The organism is Paucibacter sp. M5-1 (assembly GCF_027498415.2).
Lineage (GTDB): Bacteria > Pseudomonadota > Gammaproteobacteria > Burkholderiales > Burkholderiaceae_C > Roseateles_E.
Window position 1 is genome coordinate 5,769,951 of sequence record NZ_JAPZLM020000001.1, and the last position, 21,132, is coordinate 5,791,082.

General features: G+C 67.7%; 16 protein-coding genes. 8 read left to right on the top strand and 8 right to left on the bottom strand.

The features are described 5' to 3' along the window. Positions 1-45: 45 nt before the first annotated feature. Together O5M90_RS27320 and O5M90_RS27325 are read right to left on the bottom strand one after the other, a co-directional pair. A complete protein-coding gene (locus tag O5M90_RS27320; RefSeq protein ID WP_269840820.1) occupies positions 46-618 on the bottom strand; it encodes a GGDEF domain-containing protein in 573 nt (190 codons plus the stop codon). Between the two features lie 106 nt (positions 619-724). Next, positions 725-1,594 (bottom strand): LysR substrate-binding domain-containing protein, encoded by an 870-nt coding sequence (locus O5M90_RS27325; protein WP_137942324.1) that lies wholly within the window; start codon positions 1,592-1,594, stop codon positions 725-727. Between the two features lie 183 nt (positions 1,595-1,777). Between O5M90_RS27325 and O5M90_RS27330 the strand changes: the two genes are divergently transcribed. The 5 genes from O5M90_RS27330 to phnX are packed head-to-tail and all read left to right on the top strand — an operon-like array spanning position 1,778 to position 7,591. Further along, entirely contained in the window at positions 1,778-2,818 is a 1,041-nt protein-coding gene (locus O5M90_RS27330; RefSeq protein ID WP_269840819.1) for a putative 2-aminoethylphosphonate ABC transporter substrate-binding protein, read from the top strand. Between the two features lie 25 nt (positions 2,819-2,843). Next, a complete protein-coding gene (locus tag O5M90_RS27335; protein ID WP_269840818.1) occupies positions 2,844-3,923 on the top strand; it encodes an ABC transporter ATP-binding protein in 1,080 nt (359 codons plus the stop codon). Next, a complete protein-coding gene (locus O5M90_RS27340; protein ID WP_440402487.1) occupies positions 3,920-5,632 on the top strand; it encodes a putative 2-aminoethylphosphonate ABC transporter permease subunit in 1,713 nt (570 codons plus the stop codon). Before O5M90_RS27335 ends, O5M90_RS27340 begins: the two co-directional genes overlap by 4 nt. A gap of 14 nt (positions 5,633-5,646) precedes the next feature. After that, complete coding sequence (locus tag O5M90_RS27345; protein ID WP_269840817.1) at positions 5,647-6,759, top strand: TIGR03364 family FAD-dependent oxidoreductase; 1,113 nt, start codon at positions 5,647-5,649, stop codon at positions 6,757-6,759. 25 nt (positions 6,760-6,784) lie between these two features. After that, complete coding sequence (gene phnX / locus O5M90_RS27350; RefSeq protein WP_269840816.1) at positions 6,785-7,591, top strand: phosphonoacetaldehyde hydrolase; 807 nt, start codon at positions 6,785-6,787, stop codon at positions 7,589-7,591. A gap of 20 nt (positions 7,592-7,611) precedes the next feature. Here the strand turns inward: phnX and O5M90_RS27355 are convergent, their stop codons facing one another. Beyond that, a complete protein-coding gene (locus tag O5M90_RS27355) occupies positions 7,612-9,525 on the bottom strand; it encodes a glucokinase (RefSeq protein ID WP_269840815.1) in 1,914 nt (637 codons plus the stop codon). A gap of 494 nt (positions 9,526-10,019) precedes the next feature. Between O5M90_RS27355 and glk the strand changes: the two genes are divergently transcribed. The 3 genes from glk to O5M90_RS27370 all read left to right on the top strand — a co-directional run bounded on the left by glk (position 10,020) and on the right by O5M90_RS27370 (position 14,910). Further along, positions 10,020-11,000, top strand: a complete 981-nt coding sequence (gene glk / locus O5M90_RS27360; protein WP_269840814.1) for a glucokinase — start codon at positions 10,020-10,022, stop codon at positions 10,998-11,000. A 301-nt stretch (positions 11,001-11,301) separates the two neighbouring features. After that, positions 11,302-14,088 carry a TonB-dependent receptor gene (locus O5M90_RS27365; RefSeq protein WP_269840813.1) on the top strand — a complete coding sequence of 929 codons (2,787 nt, stop codon included), beginning with the start codon at positions 11,302-11,304 and terminating at the stop codon, positions 14,086-14,088. A gap of 60 nt (positions 14,089-14,148) precedes the next feature. Beyond that, a complete protein-coding gene (locus O5M90_RS27370; RefSeq protein ID WP_269840812.1) occupies positions 14,149-14,910 on the top strand; it encodes a sugar nucleotide-binding protein in 762 nt (253 codons plus the stop codon). Here O5M90_RS27370 and O5M90_RS27375 read toward each other — a convergent pair. From O5M90_RS27375 to O5M90_RS27395, 5 genes are all read right to left on the bottom strand, one after another. Continuing rightward, positions 14,878-16,161: a sterol desaturase family protein gene (locus O5M90_RS27375; RefSeq protein WP_269840811.1), complete on the bottom strand. Its 1,284-nt coding sequence runs from the start codon at positions 16,159-16,161 to the stop codon at positions 14,878-14,880. The two genes, O5M90_RS27370 and O5M90_RS27375, sit on opposite strands and share 33 nt — an antisense overlap. A 75-nt stretch (positions 16,162-16,236) precedes the next feature. Then, positions 16,237-17,127 (bottom strand): maltose ABC transporter permease MalG, encoded by an 891-nt coding sequence (gene malG, locus O5M90_RS27380; RefSeq protein WP_137942335.1) that lies wholly within the window; start codon positions 17,125-17,127, stop codon positions 16,237-16,239. Between the two features lies 1 nt (position 17,128). Next, positions 17,129-18,709: a maltose ABC transporter permease MalF gene (malF, locus tag O5M90_RS27385; protein WP_269840810.1), complete on the bottom strand. Its 1,581-nt coding sequence runs from the start codon at positions 18,707-18,709 to the stop codon at positions 17,129-17,131. Between the two features lie 6 nt (positions 18,710-18,715). Next, positions 18,716-19,894 carry a maltose/maltodextrin ABC transporter substrate-binding protein MalE gene (malE, locus tag O5M90_RS27390; protein ID WP_269840809.1) on the bottom strand — a complete coding sequence of 393 codons (1,179 nt, stop codon included), beginning with the start codon at positions 19,892-19,894 and terminating at the stop codon, positions 18,716-18,718. Continuing rightward, positions 19,891-21,009: an ABC transporter ATP-binding protein gene (locus O5M90_RS27395; protein WP_137942338.1), complete on the bottom strand. Its 1,119-nt coding sequence runs from the start codon at positions 21,007-21,009 to the stop codon at positions 19,891-19,893. The genes malE and O5M90_RS27395 overlap by 4 nt, the downstream gene beginning before the upstream one ends. Between the last annotated feature and the right edge of the window lie 123 nt (positions 21,010-21,132).

Here is a 21,132-nt window from a genome sequence, read left to right on the forward strand (position 1 = left end):
ATTCTAGGCAAGCCGGCTCGTGCCACTGTCCACAGCTCGCACGCTTCAAAGGCTGGGCCAGACCCCCGGTTCCACTTCCAGGCGCAGGCACCAGTCCGAGGGGATGGTGCCGGCCCAGACCAGGTTGTGATGCGGCAGCAGGCGCCGCTTCGCGAAGGTCATGCGCGAATCGGCCAGCGCCAGCAGGGTGCTGGCGTTCCAGTCCTGCTTGGGCGGGCTGGCGGCTACGCCGATGGTGGCGCTCAGCGGCGGCTGGCCGCCCAGCTGGCCCAGCGCGCTGGCGATGCGCTCGCGCAGCTTCTCGGCCAGCGCGGCGGCGGCGGCGATATCGGTATCGGGCAGTATCAGCACGAACTCGTCGGCGCCCAGATAGGCCAGGCTGGCGCCGGCGGGCTGCAACTGCTGCAAGAGCATCGCCAGCTGGGTCAGCACCTGTTCGGCACTGGCCTGGCCCTGCTCATCCTGGTAGCTCTTGAAGTGATCGATATCCAGGGTCAGCACGGCCAGCGAATGGCCCGAGGCCCGCGAGGCCTGGGCCGAGGACTCCAGCGCCTGCATCAGCGCCTTGCGATCCAGCACACCGGGCAGGGCCCGCAGATCGGCATGTACAACAGTCATCAGGTGCTCCGGGGTGGCGATGCACCATGCTAGTGAGCGCTGCGGGCCTGCGGCATGCTCCATTACCCTGGGGGCGGCGCGGCTCGCCCCGCTGTGGTGCGCGGCCTCACAGCCGCGGCGGCAGATCGGCGGTCGACAAAAAGGCCTCGATCAGCCGCATCTGGCGGCGTTCTTTCAGCACATAGAGGTACTCGGCCACCATGGGCGCTGCGCCGCGCAGCGGCAGCACGCGCAGCTCGGGATGGTGGGGCACCTCATGGCGGGCCACCAGGCTGACGCCCATGCCGCGCACGATGGCCTCGCGCAACGCCTCGCGGCTGCCGATCTCCATCACCTGGGCCGGCCGCACGCCGGCCAGCTGCAGCATCTCCTCGCCGAGCTGGCGTGTCATCGAGCCGCCCTCGCGCAGCAGCAGCCGGCAGGGGGCCAGGTCTTGCGCGCTGACCTCGGTCTGGCGCGCCAGCGCATGGTCGCTGCGCAGCACCAGCACCAGCGGATCCTCGCCGAGCTTCCAGCACAGCAGGCGGGCGTCGCGCACCGGATGGGAGGAGGCCGCCAGATCGACGCGGTACTCGCGCAGCGCATCCACCATCTGGCGCGAGTTGCCGATGTGCAGGCTCAGCTCGATGCCCGGGTAGCGGCTCTGGAAGCGCTGCACCAGATCCAGCATGTAGTAGGGCGCGGTGGCGCCGATGCGCAGGCTGCCCTGGCGCAGCTCGGCCTGGTTGCGCAGCGCGAACTCGATCTGGCTCTCCTGCTGCAGCAGGCCCTCGACCATGGGCAGCAGCTCGACGCCGGCATCGCTGATGGTCAGGCGGCCGGAGTTGCGGCGGAACAGCTCCAGCCCGTAGTGCTCCTCAAGCGCGCGGATCTGGGTCGTGACCGTGGGTTGGCTGATGCCCAGCTGCTTGCTGGCCAGCGTGACGCTGCCGAGCCGGGCGACGGTGAAAAAGGCCTTCAGTTGGGCGGTGAGCATGGACGGGCGAGGGTAGTCGCCCTTGATGACGAATTGATGTCGAACCCGCGTCAGAGCCGCGACGCAAATCCGCCAATGCGGGCTTTGCCGCGCTTGGCCCGTATGACATGTTCTTTACATATTTGAAATCTAGAGTGCGGCCCATTGCTTCCCTTCACTCCTTCTTCGCACCCCAGGAACGCTATGAAAAACTCCCTCACCCGTCGTGCCGGCCTGCTGAGCCTGGCCGCCTTGTCGACCCTGCTGGCCGCCGGCGTGGCCCAGGCCCAGGGCAAGACCGAGCTGCTGGTGTACTCGGCGCTGGAGGCCGACCAGATCAAGGCCTACAAGCAGGCCTTCGAGCAGGACCACCCGGCGATCGAGCTGAAGTTTGTGCGCGACAGCACCGGCATCGTCACCGCCCGTCTGCTGGCCGAGAAGGCCAATCCGCAGGCCGATGTGATCTGGGGCCTGGCCGCCACCTCGCTGATGCTGCTGGACAAGGAAGGCATGCTGCAGGGCTATGCGCCCAAGGGCCTGGACAAGGTGCGCGCCAATATGCGCGACCCGCGCGCCCAGCCGACCTGGGTGGGCATGGACCTGTGGTCCTCGGCCGTCTGCTTCAACACCGTCGAGGCCGACAAGCGCAAGCTGCCCAAGCCGGCTTCCTGGGCCGACCTGACCCAGCCGGCCTACAAGGGTACGGTGACGATGCCGCACCCCGCCTCCAGCGGCACCGGCTATCTGATGGTCTCGGCCTGGCTGCAGATGATGGGCGAGGACAAGGGCTGGGCCTTCATGGACGCGCTGCACCAGAACATCGGCGTCTACACCCACAGCGGCTCCAAGCCTTGCCGCCAGGCCGGTGCCGGCGAGTTCCCGGTCGGCCTGTCCTTCGAGTACCGCGCCAACAAGACCAAGAAGGACGGCGCGCCGATCGACATCGTGTTCCCGAAGGAAGGTCTGGGCTGGGATCTGGAGGCCACCGCCATCCTGAAGACCAGCAAGAAGCCCGAGGCCGCCAAGGCCCTGGCCGACTGGGCCGTGACCCGCAAGGCCAACGAGCTCTATGGCGCGAACTTCGCGATCCTGGCCCTGCCCGAGGCGCAGCAGAAGATGGAGCATGTGCCGGCCAATCTGGAGCAGCTGCTGGCCAAGAACGATTTCGGCTGGGCCGCCTCCAACCGCGAGCGCATCCTGACCGAATGGGCGCGCCGCTACGAGGTCAAGGCCGAGAAGAAGTAAGCACAGAGAAGAAAGAGACGCTGCCATGCTGTCGCTGCGCCACCTGAACAAACGCTATGGCACGCAGCCGGTGCTGCGCGGCATAGCTCTGGATGTCGCCGCCGGCGAGTTCATCAGCCTGCTCGGGCCCTCGGGCTGCGGCAAGACCACCTTGCTGCGCCTGATCTGCGGCATCGAGGCGGCGGACAGCGGCAGCATCGCGCTGAACGGCCAGGACATCACCGCCTGGCCGGCCGCGCAGCGGCGCTTCGGCGTGGTGTTCCAGTCCTACGCCTTGTTCCCCAATCTGAGCTTGGCCGACAACGTGGCCTATGGCCTGCAGCAGGCCACGCGCGGCGAGCGCGCGGCCCGTGTGGCCGAGCTGCTGGAACTGGTGGGCCTGGCCGACAAGGCGAACAAATTCCCGGCCCAGCTCAGCGGCGGCCAGCAGCAGCGGGTCGCGCTGGTGCGCGCGCTGGCGCCGCGGCCGCCGCTCTTGCTGCTGGACGAGCCGCTGTCGGCGCTGGACGCTCAGGTGCGCCAGGGCCTGCGCGCCGAGATCCGGCGCCTGCAGCAGCGCCTGGGCATCACGACCATCATGGTCACGCATGACCAGGACGAGGCGCTGTCGATGGCGGACCGCGTCGTCGTGATGCACCAGGGCCAGATCGAGCAGCAGGGCAGCCCGCAGCAGCTCTATGCGGCGCCGGCCACGCCTTTTGTCGCCGGCTTTGTCGGCAAGATGAATCTGCTGCCAGGCCTGGTGACCGGCGCCGGACGGGCCCGCGTCGGCACGGCCGAGCTGGCCTGCGCCAGCGCCAGCTTCGCCCGCTACAAGACCGGCAGTCCGGTGCTCTTGGGCTTGCGGCCCGAGTGCCTGCGACTGCACGGCCAGGCCGGACCGAACCGCCTGCCGGTCAGCCTCGTCGAGGCCATGTTCCTGGGCCATTGCAGCCTGCTGCGCCTGCGCTGCGAGGCGCTGGACGCGCAGCTGGAGCTGCAGCTGGCCACCGAGGGCGATGCCCAGCTGCCGGCCTGGTTGAACGAAGGCCCGCTGTGGGTGGAGCTGCCGCCCGAGGCGGTCAGCGCGCTGGACACGCCGCTGTCGATGCGGGTGGCGGCATGAGCGTGGTGTTGTCAGAGCCCCTGCTGCTGCCCAAGGCGGTCGCGCAGCGGGGCGAGGCCCGTGCGCTGGGTGGCCTGCTGGGCCTGGCGCTGGTCGTGCTGGCCGTGGCGGTGGCGCTGCCGGTGGCGGCCCTGCTGCTGCTGAGTTTCTATGGCGCCGACGGGTCCTTCGTCGGCCTGGCCAATTTCATCGCCTATATGCGCGGCCCGAACGTGCTGGCCTCGCTGGGCAACAGCCTGTGGCTGTCGGCCGCCAGCGCCGCGATCTGCGTCACGCTGGCCTATGGCTATGCCTTTGCGCTGATGCACAGCTGCATGCCGGGCCGGGGCCTGCTGCGCGCGATCGCGCTGGTGCCGCTGCTGGCGCCTTCGCTCTTGATGGCCATCAGCCTGATCTATCTGTTCGGCAACCAGGGCCTGCTGAAGGACTGGCTCGCCGTGCTGGGCCTGGGCCCGGCCTATGGGCCTTTCGGCATCATCGCCGGCTCGGTGCTGTGGACCTTTCCGCATGCGCTGCTGATCCTGTGCACCGCGCTGGCCAGCGGCGATGCGCGGCTGTACGAGGCCGCCGCCAGCCTGGGCGCGAGCCGCTGGCGCATCTTCCGCACCGTGACCCTGCCGGCCAGCCGCTACGGCCTGCTGATCTCCTATGTGGTGGTGTTCGTGCTGGTGGTCACCGATTTCGGCGTGCCCAAGGTCATCGGCGGCAACACCCAGGTGCTGGCCACCGACATCTACAAGCAGGTGATCGGCCAGCAGCAGCTGCAGATGGGGGCGGTCGTGGCCTTGCTGCTGCTCTTGCCGGCCGGGCTGGCCTTCTGGGTCGAGCAGCGCCTGCGCGCGCGCCAGTCGGCGGCCTTGAGCGTGCGCGCGGTGCCTTACCGGCCCAGCCCCTGCAAGCCGCTGGACCGCGCGCTGCTGCTCTATTGCGGCCTGATCGCCGGCGCACTCGTGCTGGTGATGGGCGTGGCGCTGTTCGCCTCGCTGGCGACCTACTGGCCCTACAAGCTGCAGCCTACCCTGGCCAATTACAACTTCGACCTGATGGACGGCGGCGGCTGGGCCAGCTACGGCAACTCGATCAAGCTGGCCTGCGCGACCGCGGTGCTGGGCGCGGGCCTGAGCTTTCTGACCGCCTATCTGGTCGAGAAGCCGCGCCGCTTTGCCGCCGCACGCGGCCTGCTCAATGCGGTCGCCAGCCTGCCGATGGCGGTGCCGGGTCTGGCGCTGGGCCTGGGCTACATCCTGTTCTTCAACGCCGCCTGGAACCCCTTGCACTTCATCTATGGCGGCATGGCCATCCTGGTGCTGTGCACGGTGGCGCACTTCTTCTCGGTCGCCCACATCACCCAGCTGACCGCCTTGCGCCAGCTCGACCGCGAGTACGAGCTGGTGGCCGAGTCGCTGGGCGTGCCCTTCTGGAAGACCCTGTGGCGCGTGCACCTGCCGGTGCTATTGCCGACCCTGATCCAGGTGGCCGGCTACTTCTTCGTGAACGCGCTGACCACGGTCTCGGCCGTCGTCTTTCTCTACTCGCCCGAAACCACGCTGGCCTCGGTGGCCGTGCTGGCGATGGACGATGCCGGCGATATCGCCCCGGCGGCCGCGATGGCCTGCCTGATCTTCCTCAGCGCCGCGAGCGGCCGCCTCTTGCTGGCGGGCCTGGAGCGGCTGCTGATTCAAAAGACGCAGCGCTGGCGCGCTGCATGAAAGACCGAGAAGCAATGACTGTGGATGTGTTGGTGGTGGGTGCGGGCATCGTCGGCCTGGCCCATGCGTATGAGGCGGCCCGGCGCGGGCTCAAGGTGATGGTGCTGGAGCGCGATGCGGCTTGCATAGGCGCGTCGATCCGCAACTTCGGCTTCGTCACCGTGACCGGCCAGCAGGCCGGTGCCAGCTGGGCGCGGGCGCGGCGCTCGCGCGAGGTCTGGGCCGAACTGGCGCCGCAGGCCGGCATCGATCTCGTTCATCGCGGCCTGTGGCTGACGGCTCAGCGACCCGAGGCGCGCTCGGTGCTGGAGGCCTTCATGGCCACCGAGATGGCCCAGGGCTGCGAGCTGCTGAGCCCGGCCGCCGCGGCCGCGCGCTTTGCCGGATTGCGGACCGAGGACTTGCAGGCGGTGCTCTACAGCCCGCATGAGCTGCGGGTCGAGTCGCGCAGCGCGATCCCGCGGCTGGCGGCCTGGCTGGCCGAGGCCCACGGCGTGCGGTTCCGCTTCGGCGAGGCGGTGCTGTCGGTGGCCACGCCCGAGGTGCAGACCTCGCGCGGCGTCTATCGCGCCGAGCGCGTCATCGTCTGTGGCGGCGCCGAGCTCAACGGCCTGTTCGCGCCGCTGTGGCAGCCGCATGAGCTGCGCCTGTGCCAGCTGCAGATGCTGCGCGTGCGACCGCAGGCCGGCTTCCGGTTGGAAGGCTCGGTGATGGGCGATCTGAGCCTGGTGCGCTACGAGGGGTATGCGGCCCTGCCCGAGGCGCAGGCGCTGCGCGAGCGGCTGCAGGCGGAGGAGGGCGCCAGCCTTGCGCACGGCATCCATCTGATCGTCGTGCAAAGTGCCGATGGCTCGCTGGTGGTGGGCGACTCGCACCACTACGGGCCGGTGCTGCCGCCCTTCGCGCTCGAAGAGGTCGATGCGCTGATCCTGCGCCATCTGCGCGCGGCGCTGCGCCTGAGCGAGGCCACGGTGACCGAGCGCTGGGTCGGTACCTATCCCTCGTCGAGCCGCGAGCCCTGCCTGGTGCTGGCACCCGACGACGCCACCCGCGCGGTCACCGTCACCAGCGGCACCGGGGCCAGCACCGCCTTCGGCCTGGCCGAAGAGGTGTTCGCCGCCTGGTGAGCAAAGAAACAGACAAGGAATTGCGATGACTCAACTTCAAGCGCTCGTGTTCGACTGGGCCGGCACCATCATCGACCATGGCAGCCTCGCGCCGATGGGCGCTTTCGTCGAGCTGTTCGCCCGCCACGGCGTCGCGATCAGCATTGACGAGGCCCGGGTGCCCATGGGCCTGGCCAAATGGGACCATATCCATGCGCTGGGCACGGCGCCGCGCATCGCGGCCGAGTGGCTGCGCCAGCATGGCCGGCCGTTCTCCGACGCCGACTGCGACGCGCTCTACGAGGAATTCACGCCGATGAATGCGCAGAGCGTGCGCAACCATGCGGCGCTGATTCCCGGCGCGCTGGAGGTGGTGCAGGACCTGCGCGAGCGCGGTCTGAAGATAGGCTCGACCACCGGCTACAACCGCCCCATCATGGAGGTGGTGCTGCCGCTGGCCGCCGCCCAGGGCTATGTGCCCGACAACCTGGTCTGCGCCGGCGATATGGACAGCGCAAGACCTGGCCCTCTGATGATGGTGCGCACCTTGTCGGACCTGCAGGTCTGGCCGCCGGCTGCGGTCGTGAAGGTGGACGACACGGTGCCGGGCCTGCTGGAGGGCCGCGCGATCGGCGCCTGGGTGGTGGGCCTGGCCGTCAGCGGCAACACCCTGGGCCTGAGCGAGGCACAGTGGCTGGCCCTGCCGGCCGAGGAGCAGCAGCGCCTGCGCGAGCGCGCGACGGCCGAGCTGCGCGCCGGCGGCGCCCACTATGTGATCGACAGCGTGGCCCAGCTGCCCCCGGTCATCGAAGATATCGAGCGCCGCTTGGCTGCCGGCGAGCGGCCAGACTGAGGCCGGGGTGAATCGGCCGCTCAGCGGCTGTGCGAGGTCAGCCGGGCCAGCGGCGTCGCCAGGCTGACACCCGGCGCGGCCGCGCTGGCGCCGCGCTTGGGCGGGGTGCTGCTGAGCACGTCCTCGTCCAGCTCCTCGCGGGCCTTGCCCGGCAGCTGGCCCAGGCCCTCGGGGTTGCGGCGCATCGCGACACCGACGGCCAGGATGTCGATGACCAGCAGATGCAGGATGCGGCTGACCATGGGCAGATGGGTGGAGACATCCTCGACATGGTCGACGATCAGCGTCGCATCGGCCTTGCGGGCCAGTGGTGACTGGCTGGCCGTGATCGCGACGACCGCCGCGCCGCGTTCGTGCGCCTTGTCGGCCACCGCTGCCAGCTCGGGCAGCTTGCCGCTGGCGCTGATGATGACGGCCACATCGCGAGGCCCCAGCACATTGGCGGCCAGCGACTGCAGGCGCGGATCGGTGTAGGCGCTGCTGGGCACGCCGAAGCGCAGGAACTTGAACTGCGCGTCCTGGGCCACGACGCCGTAATGGCCGACGGCATAGAACTCGATGCGGTCGGCGCGCAGCAGCAGCTCGATCGCGCGATCGATCATCTCGCGGTTCAGTGCGCTGCGCACCTGCAGGATGGCCGAGGCGGTATTGCCCAGCACCTTGGCACCCAGCTCCACCATCGAATCGTCATGGGTGACCTGGGTGTGGGTCACCGGCACGGTGCCGGTCAGGCCGGAGGCCAGGCGCAGCTTGAAGTCGGACAGACCCTCGCAGCCCAGCGAACGGCAAAAGCGGATCACGGTGGGCTGGCTGACATTGGCGGCACGGGCGATCTCGGCAATCGGCGCATTCAGCGCATCGCGCGGATGGGCCAGCACATGCTCGGCCACGCGCAGCTCGGCCGGCGAGAGCTGTTCGCGCGCGCGCCGGATCTGGTTCAGGATGGCCGCGCCCGGCGCGGTCTTCAGTGTGCGCAGCTGCGCGTCCAGGATCGCCGAGGCGCCGATGAAGGTGGCGTGCTCGGCGGTGATCACATAGGTCGGTATCGCTGCCACATAGGCCGAGAAGCGGCCCTTGTCCTCGAAGCGCTGGCGGAAGGCCGAGCGGTCGAAATACTCGCCCAGCCGCGGCACGATGCCGCCGCCGATATAGATGCCGCCCAGGGCGCCCAGGGTCACCGCCAGATTGGCCGCGGCCGTGCCCAGCAGCGCGCAGAACAGGGCCAGCGTCTCGACGCAGACCGGGTCGCTGGCATCCAGCGCCCGCTGCGTGATCTCGGGTGCCTGCAGCGCCTCGGCCGGGCGGCCGGCATAGTCGGCCATCGCGCGGTAGATCAGCTCCAGACCCGGGCCTGACAGCAGGCGCTCGAAGGACACATGCTCGAACTCTCGCCAGGCGAAGCGCAAGAGCGCGATCTCGCGCTCGTTGCGCGGCGAGAAACTGGTGTGGCCGCCCTCGGTACCCAGCGCCACCCAGCCCTCGCCGGCCGGGATCAGGCCCGAGACCCCCAGGCCCGAGCCCGAGCCGAGCAGGCCGACGACGCTCTGCTTATTGGCCTCGCCGCCGCCGATCTGGCGCAGATCGCGGCCCGACAGGCGCGGCAGGGCCATGGCCAGCGCGGTGAAGTCGTTGACGACCACCAGGGTGTCCAGCCCCAGGCGCTGGCGCATCTCCTCGATCGAGAACTGCCAGTGGTAGTTGGTCATCCTGACCTGGTCGCCCTCGACCGGGTTGGCGATCGCGACGCCGGCATGCTCGATCTTCAGCGCCGGCAGGGTCACCAGATAGGCGCTGACGGCGGCATGGAAGTCGGCGTGATCGGCGCAGCGCAGCGAGGCGATGTGCTCGAACTGGCCCTGGGCGGTTTCCAGCGCGAAGCGGGCGTAGGTGCCACCGATGTCGGCGATCAGCCGGGGACTGTCGAAGGGAAGCATGGCGATAGTTGGGCGGGGAGAAGGTGATGAGCAGGGCGGCTGAATGCGGTCGCCGGCGTGTCCGGATGCACGGGGCGGGTGCGCGCGATTATGGGGCCGTCGGCCCTCATCTCACCCCCGGCAAAGCGCGCACAGCGGGGCCGGCGCTGCGGCGCTGACACGACCAATCTTGTCTGTGTGTTTGTAGCTAAGCTACATTTCCGTGAGCGTCTTTGCACGGTGAATCGACGAATCTGCCTGCCAGTTGGTCTGGTTTTTACTGGTGAACATGGATTTATGGGTTCTTGCTCTTGTGATGTGAATGTAGTTTTGTTACCTTGTACTCCAGTAGAGCCAACAGCATCGGCGGCCTTCCTCCTGGTTTGAAGCGGGTGGAGGGTGGCCAGCAAGCCTGAGACCATCGTGCATTGCCAACTTCCTGATTCCTTGCGGCCCCTCCTGTGGTCTGTCCTGTCGTGCCCGTCCGCGTGTTCTGCTGTGCCGGGGGTGTGCTCATGACGGCGGCCGCGCCCTATCTGGTGGCCGATATCGGCGGCACCAATGCGCGCTTTGGCTGGGTGGCGGCTGGCGGCTCGGCGGTGACGCAGGTGCGCACGCTGCCGGTGCCGGCCCATGCCGGGCCGGCGGAGGCGGCGCGGGCTTATCTGGTCGGGCTGAAGCGTGATCTGGGTGCGGCCTACCGGGCGCCGCAGCGGGCCGCGTTCGCGGTCGCCACCGCGGTGGCTGGCGACCGGGTGGAGCTGACCAACAGCCACTGGAGCTTTTCGCGCGCGGCGGTGCAGGCGGATCTGGGGCTGGATGTCTTGCTGATGCTCAATGACTTCGAGGCGCTGGCGCTGTCGCTGCCGCGCCTGGACGCGGCGCAGCTGCGCGCGCATGGCGGGGTGTTGCCGCGGCCCAGCGGCACCTTGGCCGTCATCGGCCCCGGCACTGGCCTGGGTGTGGCCGGGGTGGTGCAGACCGCGCAGGGCTGGCTGGCGCTGCCGGGCGAGGGTGGGCACGCGACGCTGGCGCCGGCCGATGAGTTCGAGAGCGAGTTGCTGGCGCGGGTGCGGCGCGACCATGCCCATGTGTCCGCCGAGCGCTTGCTGTCCGGCATCGGTTTGCCGGTGCTGCATGGGGCGGTGGCGGCGGTGCTGGGTCAGCCGGTGTCGGTGCCTATGAGCACCGAGGCGATTGTCGAGGCGGGGGTGGGCGGCGCCGATGCGCTCAGTGCCCGCACGCTCGATGCCTTCTGTGCCCTGCTGGGCAGCTTTGCCGGCAATGTGGCGCTGACCCTGGGGGCGCGTGGTGGTGTCTATATCGGCGGCGGCATCGTGCCGCGCCTGGGCGAGCGCTTCTTTGCCTCGCGCTTTCGGGAGCGCTTCGAGTCCAAGGGGCGCTTCCGTTCCTATCTGGAAGGCATCCCGACCGCCTTGATCACCGACACGCTGGCCGCGCTGGGTGGGGCGGCGCTGGCGATCGAGCAGGCCTGACGGGTTGCTGTTGTCTGGCTTCGGTGTTGTGTTTTTGCAATGTAGTTGAGCTACATAAATGGCGTTTAGCGCCCGGAACAACACCGCTGTGAGGTCTTGGTAGGGGCTTGTTTCATAGGTAAATAGCCGAAAATCTGATTTCATTAAGGGTTTTCGGCTGTGTTGTGAAAAATCTAGTTTTGGTACAAACAAGGCTGTAGCGAGATTCCGGAACAAGAAAAAAAGCGCAGGAATCCGGGCAGGCCTGGGTGGACCGGCCCACCGTTTGTGTTGCGTCGATGACATCGTTTAGGAGACAAAGATGACGAATGCTGTGAACCAGGCCGGCGCCACGCCCGGCGCTTTGTGGAGACTCAGTCCGGTGGCCGGTGCCTGCACCGTGCTGCTGATGGTGGCCACGGTGGCGCAGGCCCAGCAGGCTGCCCAGACCACCTTGGACACCGTCACGGTGACCGGCATCCGCCGCGGCATCGAGGCTGCGATCTCGGTCAAGAAGAACTCGGACTCCATCGTCGAATCGGTCTCGGCCGAGGACATCGGCAAGCTGCCCGACAGCAGCATCGCCGAGTCGATCGCCCGCCTGCCGGGCCTGTCGGCCCAGCGGGTGGCCGGTCGTGCCCAGGTGATCAGCGTGCGCGGCCTGTCGCCCGACTTCGCCACCACCTTGCTCAATGGCCGCGAGCTGGTCAGCACCGGTGACAACCGCAGCGTCGAGTTTGACCAGTACCCCTCCGAGCTGCTCAGCGGCGTGACGGTCTACAAGACGCCCGATGCCGGTCTGGTCGGCCAGGGCCTGTCGGGCACGCTGGACATGCAGACGGTGCGGCCGCTGAACTTCGGCAGCCGTGTGGTCGCGCTGAACGCGCGCGGCCAGCGCAGCTCCCTGGGGGCTGCGGCCAATGCCAAGGCCACCGGCAACCGCTTCAGCGCCAGCTATATCGACCAGTTCGCCGACAAGACCATCGGTGTGGCCATCGGCTACGCGCACCAGGAAACCCCGGTGCAGGAAGAGCAGGTCGGCCTGTACGAGCCCTGGAAGGTCGAGGGCCGCCCCGGTGTGGCCGCAGGCAGCTATGTGATGGACGGCATCAAGGCGCTGCGCCGCACCGGCAAGACCACCCGCGACGGCGTGATGGCCACCGTGGAGTTCCGCCCGTCCAAGCACTGGACCAGCGTCGTCGACGCCTTTGCCGCCGAGGCCAAGCAGGTCGACACGGCCAATCAGTTCGAGCTGAACCTGCAGTACAACGGCAATTTCCCCTGCAACCCGGCCTGCACCTGGACCGATGCGACGGTCAACGGCAACGGCACCCATACCGGCGGCACCATCACCAATGTCTACCCGCTGGTGCGGGGCATGTACAACAAGCGCGATGACAAGATCTCGGCGCTGGGCTGGAACAACAAGTTCCAGTTCGACAACGGCATCAGCGTGGTGGCCGACCTCAACTACTCCAAGGCCAAGCGCAATGAGCTGAGCCTGGAGAACAATGCCCAGCTGAGCCCGGTCGGCGGCGTGCCCTTCGACACGATCAAGCTGAACTTCGCGAGTTCGAACTTCTCGACCATGGTGCCGCAGCTGGACTACTCGGACCCGGCCAAGCTCTTCCTTCGCGGCACGATCTACGGCTCCGGCTACGGCAAGGTGCCCCGCGTCGAGGATGAGCTCAGCGGCTTCAAGCTGACCGGCAACTTCCCGGCGCCGACGATGCTGGCCGGTCTGGTGGCCGATATCGATGTGGGCCTGAACTACGCCGACCGCTCCAAGAAGAAGCGCCAGCCCGAGGGCAATATCAATGTGGGCGCGCAGGGCGACACCACGGTGGCGGCCGATCTGCAATACCGCCCGGTCGATCTCGGCTTTGCCGGTCTGGGCATGATCCCGGCCTGGAATGTGCCCGGCGCGGTCGGTCGCTATATGACCTTCAACCCGACGGACACCGAAGGCTATCTGATCGCCAAGGCCTGGGATGTGGAAGAGAAGACCACGACCGCCTTTGCCCGTGCCAATGTCGACAGCACGATGTTCGGCCTGCCGGTGCGCGGCAACTTCGGTCTGCAGATGGTGCGCGTCGAGCAGCAGTCGACGGCCAATTACTTCGACGGCACCGCGCCGGTCGGCAGCCAGGTCAAGCCGGTCACCGAGGGCAAGACCGTGACCGATTTCCTGCCCAGCTTGAACCTGGCTTTCTCGCTGGGCAATGACCAGACCCTGCGTTTCGCGCTGGCCCGCCAGATGGCACGGCCGCGTGTGGACCAGCTGCGCTCGGCGCTGGACTTCGGCATCGACAAGGCCAATGGCAAGCCCGGCGCCAGCGGCGGCAACTCGCAGCTGGACCCCTGGCGTGCCAATGCGCTGGACGTGTCCTACGAGAAGTACTTCGGCTCCAAGGCCTATGTCGCGGCCGCCGGTTTCTACAAGGATCTGCGCAGCTATATCTACACCCAGGGGCGCGACAACTACGACTTCTCGAAGTTCGTCGCCGGCTACTTGCCGCCGACCAATTGCGGCGCCGGCAACCAGGCCTGCCCGCCGGCTCTGGATACGGGCACCTACACCGCGCCGTTCAATGGCAGCGGCGGCAAGCTCAAGGGCGTGGAGCTGTCGGCCTCGCTGCCGCTGAACCTGGTCAGCCCGATGCTCAACGGCTTCGGTCTGGTCGCCAGCGCCAGCTTCACCAGCAGCAATATCCGTATCAAGGACATTGATCCCGATGTCGTCAAGAGCGTGGGCAATGATCCGATCAGCCTGCCGGGCCTGTCCAAGCGCGTCTACAACCTGACCGCCTATTACGAGCGCGACGGTTTCGAGGCCCGCATCAGCCAGCGCAAGCGTTCCGACTTCATCGGCGAGATCGGCAACTTCAACGGCAGCCGCACGCTGCGCTATGTGGTGGGCGAGAGCATCGTCGACCTGCAGCTGGGCTACAACTTCAACCAGGGCGCGTTCAAGGGCCTGGGCCTGCTGTTCCAGGTCAACAACCTGGGCGACGACGCCTACCGCACCTATGCGGCCAGCAAGGACCGTCCGCTGGAGTACATGAAGTGGGGCCGCACCTATCTGGTCGGTGCGAACTACAAGTTCTGATCGGCTGTCAAAGCCTTCCGGCCCCGGACGCTCTCCGGGGCTTTTTTACTGGAGTTCGACATGCGCTGTCTGATCACCGGATTGAGGGGCACGCTGGCGCCGGTGCTGGCCCGGGAGCTGCGCGAGGCCGGCCACGAGCTGCTGGGCTGGGACCGCGAACAGGTCGATCCCGAGGATGCGGCGGCGGCTTCGGCCTGGCTGGCGGCGCAGCGCCTCGACGCGATCGCCCATCTGGCGATGGGCAGCGCCGACTGGGCCGGCCGGCTGGCCGCCCATGCGGCCGCGCGGGGCCTGCCCATGCTTTTCACCAGCACCGCGATGGTGTTCCATCACGAGCCCGACGGCCCGCATGGGCCGCAGGATGCGCGCACCGCGCAGGACGACTACGGCCGCTACAAGATGGCCTGCGAGGACGCGGTGCGCGCCGCCTGCGCCGAGGCCACGGTGGCACGCATCGGCTGGCAGATCGATGCCGAGCGCCCCGGCAACAATATGCTGATGGCGCTGGACGATTGGCAGCGCCGCGAAGGCCGCGTCGCGGCCAGCGCCGCCTGGCGGCCGGCCTGTTCCTTCATGGACGACACGGCCGCCGCGCTGATGGGCCTGCTGCTGCGGCCTGAGCCGGGCGTCGTGCATCTGGACAGCAATGCCGACGAGGCCCATGGTTTTGATCGCATTGCTGCGGCCCTGCGGGCGCGCTTCGGGCGCGGCGATTGGCGCATCGAGGTGCACCAGGACTATTGCCACGACCAGCGCCTGGCCGGCGGCCAGCGGCTGATGCCGGGCTTGTCAGAGCGGCTGCCCGAGCTCCTCGCTGCCTGAATCGCCAGTCGAAGGCTTTCTTGTTGCTGTCGCGCGCAGCAGCCGGGGCAGCAGGGCCAGGCCGGCCAGCGCGGCCAGCAGGCTCAGCGCCCACAGCGCGTGGCCCGGCGCCAGCAAGACCTGACCCTGCCAGAGCTGGGTGCCGGCGACGCCGCCCAGCGCGAGCAGGCGCAGCCGCTCGCCACCGGCCGCGGCCGGGTCTTCCAGCAGCCGGGCCAGCAGCACCAGGCTCAGCACCAGACCCGCTGCTGCGGCCAGGCCCAGCTGCAGGCTCAAGCGCGGCTCCACCGCCAGGAAGTACACGCCCAGCAGCAGGAGCAGCGCCAGCTGCAGCAGGCCGTACAGCGGCAGGCCCGGCGGCAGCGGCGGCGCGTAGCGGACAAAGCGCGCCAGATCGGGTCTGGGCTTGGGCGCCAGCCGCTCGGCGGCGGCCGGCCGCCAGGCGGGGCGCCGAAACCAGATGGTCAGCTTGTCGCGCCAGTTGTCGGCCAGCCGGGCGTCACGCCACAGCTCGGCATAGTTGCGGGTATTGGCCTGCCAGACGCTCCAGCTGCGCAGCGGCCCCAGCACGCCATAGACGATGGGCTCGCCCTCGCGCTCCTCGACAAAGGTGCCGAACAGCCGGTCCCACAGAATCAGGATGCCGCCGTAGTTGCGGTCCAGGCAGTAGTCGTTCTGGCCGTGGTGGACGCGGTGGTTGGAGGGTGAGACAAAGACCCGGTCGAACCAGCCCAGCTTGCCGACCAGCCGGGTATGGACCCAGAACTGGTAGAGCAGATCGATCAGGCCGACGACGACAAACATCAGCGGCGGCACGCCCAGCAGGGCCATCGGCAGGTAGAAGATCCAGCTGAACAAGAACCCGGTGCTGGTCTGGCGCAAGGCGGTGCTGAGGTTGTATTCCTCGCTGCTGTGGTGCACCACATGGGCGGCCCACAGGATCGCGACCTCATGGCCGAGTCTATGGTTCCAGTAGTACAGGAAGTCGTAGAGCAGGAGGGCCAGCAGCCAGGCCCAGACGGCGTCCAGCGGCCACTCGAGCAGCGCGCCGTGTTGCCAGACCAGGGTGTAGAGGCCCACCGTCATCAGCTTGGTGAACACGCCCGCCAGCTGGCTGCTGATGCCGGCTGACAGGCTGGCGACCGTGTCGGCGGCGCGGTAGACGGCCTCGCCGCGGCGGCGGCTCCACAGGAACTCGGCCGCCATCAGCAGCACAAAGACCGGGACGGCGTAGACGATGGGATTGAGCATGGCCGAAGTCTAGGCCCGCCCCTCGGGCCTGGCGTGCCGGTGCAAACCCCGCTTCACAGGGCTGCGGATGCTTCTCTATCCCTTGACGCCGCCGGCCGTCAGCCCGGAGACGATCCAGCGCTGGGCCAGCAGGAAGACCGCGGTGATAGGCAGGCCGGACAGCACGGCCGCGGCGGCAAAGTCGCCCCATAGAAAGCGCTGGTCGTGCAGATAGTATTTGGAGCCCACGGCCAGGGTCAGATTGCCTTCCTCGCGCAAGAGCACCGAGGCCACCGGGTACTCGATGATGGTGCCGATGAACGCCAGCACGAAGACCACCATCAGGATGGGCACGGCCATCGGCAAGAGCACCAGGCGGAAGGCCTGCCAGTGGCTGGCGCCATCGACCTTGGCGCATTCCTCGATCTCGACCGGGATGGTCTCGAAATAGCCCTTGATGGTCCAGATATGGGTGGCGACGCCGCCCAGATAGGCCAGCACCAGGCCGGCATGGGTCTCGATGCCCAGACCGGGAACGTAGCCGCCTATGGTCTCGAAGATCGCATAGATGGCGACCAGGGCCAGCACCGGCGGGAACATTTGCAAGAGCAGCATCGAGTTCAGGATGCTGGACTGGAAGCGAAACCTCATGCGCGCGAAGGCATAGGCGGCCGTGGTCGAGATCGCGACGATCAACAAGGCCGAGAGCGTCGCGACCTTGACCGAGTTCCACAGCCAGGTCAGCACCGGGAAGGGTGGCTGCACCACGCTGCCATCGGGGGCCTGGTAGGGGATGCCCAGCGCCAGCTGCCAGTGCTCCAGGCTGATCTCGCTCGGGATCAGGCTGCCGGTGGCGAAGTTGCCGGGGCGCAGCGAGATCGAGACCACGGCCAGCAGCGGAAACAGGGTCAGGGCCAGAAAGACCCACAACAGCGCGTGCGCCGCGAAGACGCGCCAGCGGGCTTGTTTGCCTCGAACGATGGCCATATCAGCTCGCCTTCTTCATCAGTCGCAGATTGATCAATGACATCGCCGCCACCAGGATGAAGATCAGCGTCGAGATCGCGGCCGCTAGGCCGAAGTCCGAGCCGGAGTCCTTGAAGGCGATGCGGTAGGTGTAGCTGACCAGGATGTCGGTCTGGCCGGCCGGGATCTTGGTTGACAGATAGTCGGGCCGGCCGTCGGTCAGCAGCGCGATCAGCACGAAGTTGTTGAAATTGAAGGCGAAGGCGCTGACCAACAGCGGCGCCAGCGGCTTGATGATCAGCGGCGCGGTGATCTTGAAGAAATTGGTCAGCGGTCCGGCGCCGGCAATCGCCGAGGCCTCGTAGAGATCGGCCGGGATGGCCTTCAAGAGGCCCGAGCACAGAATCATGATGTAGGGATAGCCCAGCCAGACATTGACGATCACCAGCATCAGCTTGGCCAGCAGCGGGTCGGCGAACCAGGCCGGCTTGACGCCCAGCAGCGCGTCGAGGATGGCGTTGATCTCGCCGAAGTTCTGGTTGAACAAGCCCTTGAATACCAGGATGGAGATGAAGCCCGGCACCGCATAGGGCAGGAAGAGCAGGGTACGGTAGGTGCCGCGGTACTTCAGGTCTTCCCAGTTCAGCACGGTGGCCAGCAGCATGCCGATGGCGGTGGCGCAGATCACGGTCACCAGCGAGAACACGACGGTCCAGCTGAAGATGGACAGGAAGGGGCCGCGGAACTCGGCATCGGTCACCATGCGCGCGTAGTTCTGCCAGCCGACCAGCACCTTGAAGCCCGGCTGCAGGCGCTCGCCGCTGGCGCTCTCGAAATAGCCGGTGTCGCGGTTGGCGCGGAAGACCTGGCCATCGGCGGTGCGCGTCAGGCTCTGGTCCGCGTTGGCCCGCCAGTGTCGCGTGATCGGGCCGAACTCGCGCAGGCCCAGATAGTGCAGCGCGTCCAGGCCGGTGCCGGCGGGCAGTGTCAGCCTGAGCTGCATCAAGGCCTCGCGGTGCCGGATCAGCTCGCGCAGCGGCAGGGCAGGGCCCAGGGTCAGGTCTTGACCGGTGCTCATCGCGACCTCGGTGCCAGGCTCGGTCTTGCCCAGGGCCAGCGGCGGCGAGACCCATTGCGGCGCTGCCTCGTCGGCGCTGCGCAAGGCCAACCGGAAGCGCTGGCCCTCCGCATGCAGGCTGAAATGCTGCACCTGAGCCTGGATGGGCTCGTGCTGGTCCAGCAGGTACTCGCGCACCCGCTCTTCGCTCAGCAGATGGGCCGAGGAGTAGTTGGTGAAGCCGATCTGGGCCGTGTAGACCAGCGGGAAGGCGATGAAGACCAGCATGCCGGCAATGCCGGGGAAGAGATAGCGATAAGCGAAGCCTGCGTTGCTGACATAGACGTAAAAGCCGGCGCAGAACAGGGTCAGCGCGCCCACGGCCCAGGCCATCTGGCCCGAAGCATGGATCATGAAGACCGTGTAGAGCGCGGCCAGCATGGCCAGGCCGGTCAGCGGCCAGCGCAGCAGGCGGGCTGCTTTTTCGAGTGCGCTCGGCGGCAGGGTGGAGTACGCCCCGGACGGAAGTGTGGCGGTCGCGTTCATGAGGTCTTACTTGTTCAGCAGCATGCGGCCCGAGGCGCCGTCGAGCGCGTCCTTCGGGGACTGCAGTCCGTTGGTGATGGCTTCCAGTGCCGCGTCCATCGCGGTCCAGAAGCGGCCGACCTCGGGGATGTTGGGGATGGGCTCGCCCAGGCGGGCGTTCTCCATGCTGGCGCGTATCAAGGGGTTGGCGGCCAGCTCGGCATAGAAGGCCTTGTTGGCCGGCACGCCGATCGGCACATCGGCATCCAGCAGCTTCAGCGCCTCGGGCCGCATCAGATGGTTCTCGACGAACTCGCGGGCGATGTCCTTGAGCTTGCTGGGCGCGGCAATCATGCAGCCGAGCACGCCGACAAATGGTTTCGAGGGCTTGCCCGGCAGCACCCCGGGGATCGGCGCGACGCCGAAATCGATCTTGGCCTTGCGCGCGTTGTCCCAGGCCCAGGCGCCGGAGATCATCATCGCGACCTCGCCGCGGGCGAAGCCGGTCTCCATCTCCGCGTAGCGCGCGCCCTTGGGCATATGGCCTTCTTTGAGCAGGCGCTCGATCATCCGCGCGCCGGCCAGCGCGCCGGCGTTGTTGACGCCCACCTGGGCCGCGTCATAGTCGCCCTGTGCATCGCGGCCGAAGATCTGGCCGCCGGCGCCGGCCAGCAGCGGCCAGCTGAAGAAGCTCTTGTTGTAGTCCCACAGGATGGCGTGCTTGCCCTGGGCCTTCAGTTGCTTGTCCAGCGCGATCAGCTCGTCGAAGGTGGTCGGCGGCGTGGGCACCAGGGCCTTGTTGTAGATCAGCCCGGTGGTCTCGATCGCGATCGGATAGCCCCAGAGCCGGCCCTTGTAGGCAAAGGCCTTCCAGGCCGTCTCCTCGACCTCGTCGTAGAGCTTCTTGCCCGGGCGCAGCGGCGTCAGCAGGCCGGACTTGGCCCATTCGCCGACCCGGTCATGCGGCCAGCAGAAGATGTCCGGCCCCTTGCCGGCGCCAGCCGCCTGCTGGAATTTGTCGGTGGCGTCGACCGGGTGTTCAACCACCACCTTGACCCCCGACAGCTTCTCGAAGGCGTTGCCCACCTTCTGCAGCCCGTTATAGGCCTTGTCGCCATTGATCCAGACCAGCAGCTTGTGGTCCTGGGCCTGGGCCGTGCCCGCCAGCAGCAGGCCCGCCAGCAGCAGTGATGCGGCGGATTTCATGCCGACAGCTCCGGCGCGGCCTGGCGGCGCAGCGCGCGGCCCTGGGCGTCGAACAGATAGAGGGCCTCGGGCGGCAGGTGCAGCTGCAGCGCATCGCCGCTGCGCAGGCGGTCGCAGCCGTTGCGGCCCTCGAACTGGCAGGTCAGCGGCTCCTCCAGACCGGGGTAGGGGCAGTAGGCAAAGGTGGTGCCCCCCAGCGACTCGACGAAGGCGACGGTGCTGTGCAGCAGATTGATGTCGCCACCGATGCGGATGTGCTCGGGTCGGACGCCCAGCGTGAGCTGGTCGCCGGGGCTGGCGCGCGAGGCATCGACGCGGGCCAGCAGCGTGCTGCCGTCAGCCAGCCGAACCTCGGCGTCGGAAGCGCTTCCCCGGACCAGTTCCGCGGCCAGGAAATTCATCTTCGGCGAGCCGATGAAGCCGGCGACAAACAGATTGTCCGGATGCTCGTAGAGTTCCAGCGGTGTGCCGACCTGCTCGATCCTGCCGGCCGAGAGCACGACGATGCGGTCCGCCAGCGTCATCGCTTCCACCTGGTCATGCGTGACATAGACCATGGTGGTCTTCAACTCCTCGTGCAGCTTGGCGAACTCGTAGCGCATGCGCACACGCAGCGCGGCATCGAGATTGGACAGCGGCTCGTCGAACAGAAAGACCTCGGGCTTGCGCACGATGGCGCGGCCGATCGCGACACGCTGGCGCTGGCCGCCGCTCAGGTCTTTGGGCTTGCGGTCCAGCAGATGCTCGATGTGCAGGATCTTCGCGGCGTTGCGCACCGCGCCGTCGATCTCGTGCTTGGGCACCTTGGCCAGTTTCAGGCCGAAGGCCATGTTGTCGTACAGATTCATATGCGGGTACAGCGCATAGCTCTGGAACACCATCGCGATGCCGCGCTCGGCCGGCGGCACATCGTTGACCAGCACCCCGCCGATGCGCAGCTCGCCGCCGGTGATCTCCTCCAGGCCGGCGATGGTGCGCAAGAGCGTGGACTTGCCGCAGCCCGAGGGGCCGACGAAGACCATGAACTCGCCATCGCGAATCTCCAGGTCAACGCCGTGCAGGATCTTGGTCTCGCCGTAGGCCTTGGCCACGCCGGACAGCAATACATCAGCCACAGAACACCTCCGCGCCGGGCCCGGGGCCGGGCACGGCTTGTCTCTCAGGGTTGGATTTGTAGAGAATATACAGGCGAAAATGTAGTCATACAACGGAAGTTGCCCGCAGTTCGAATCATTGAC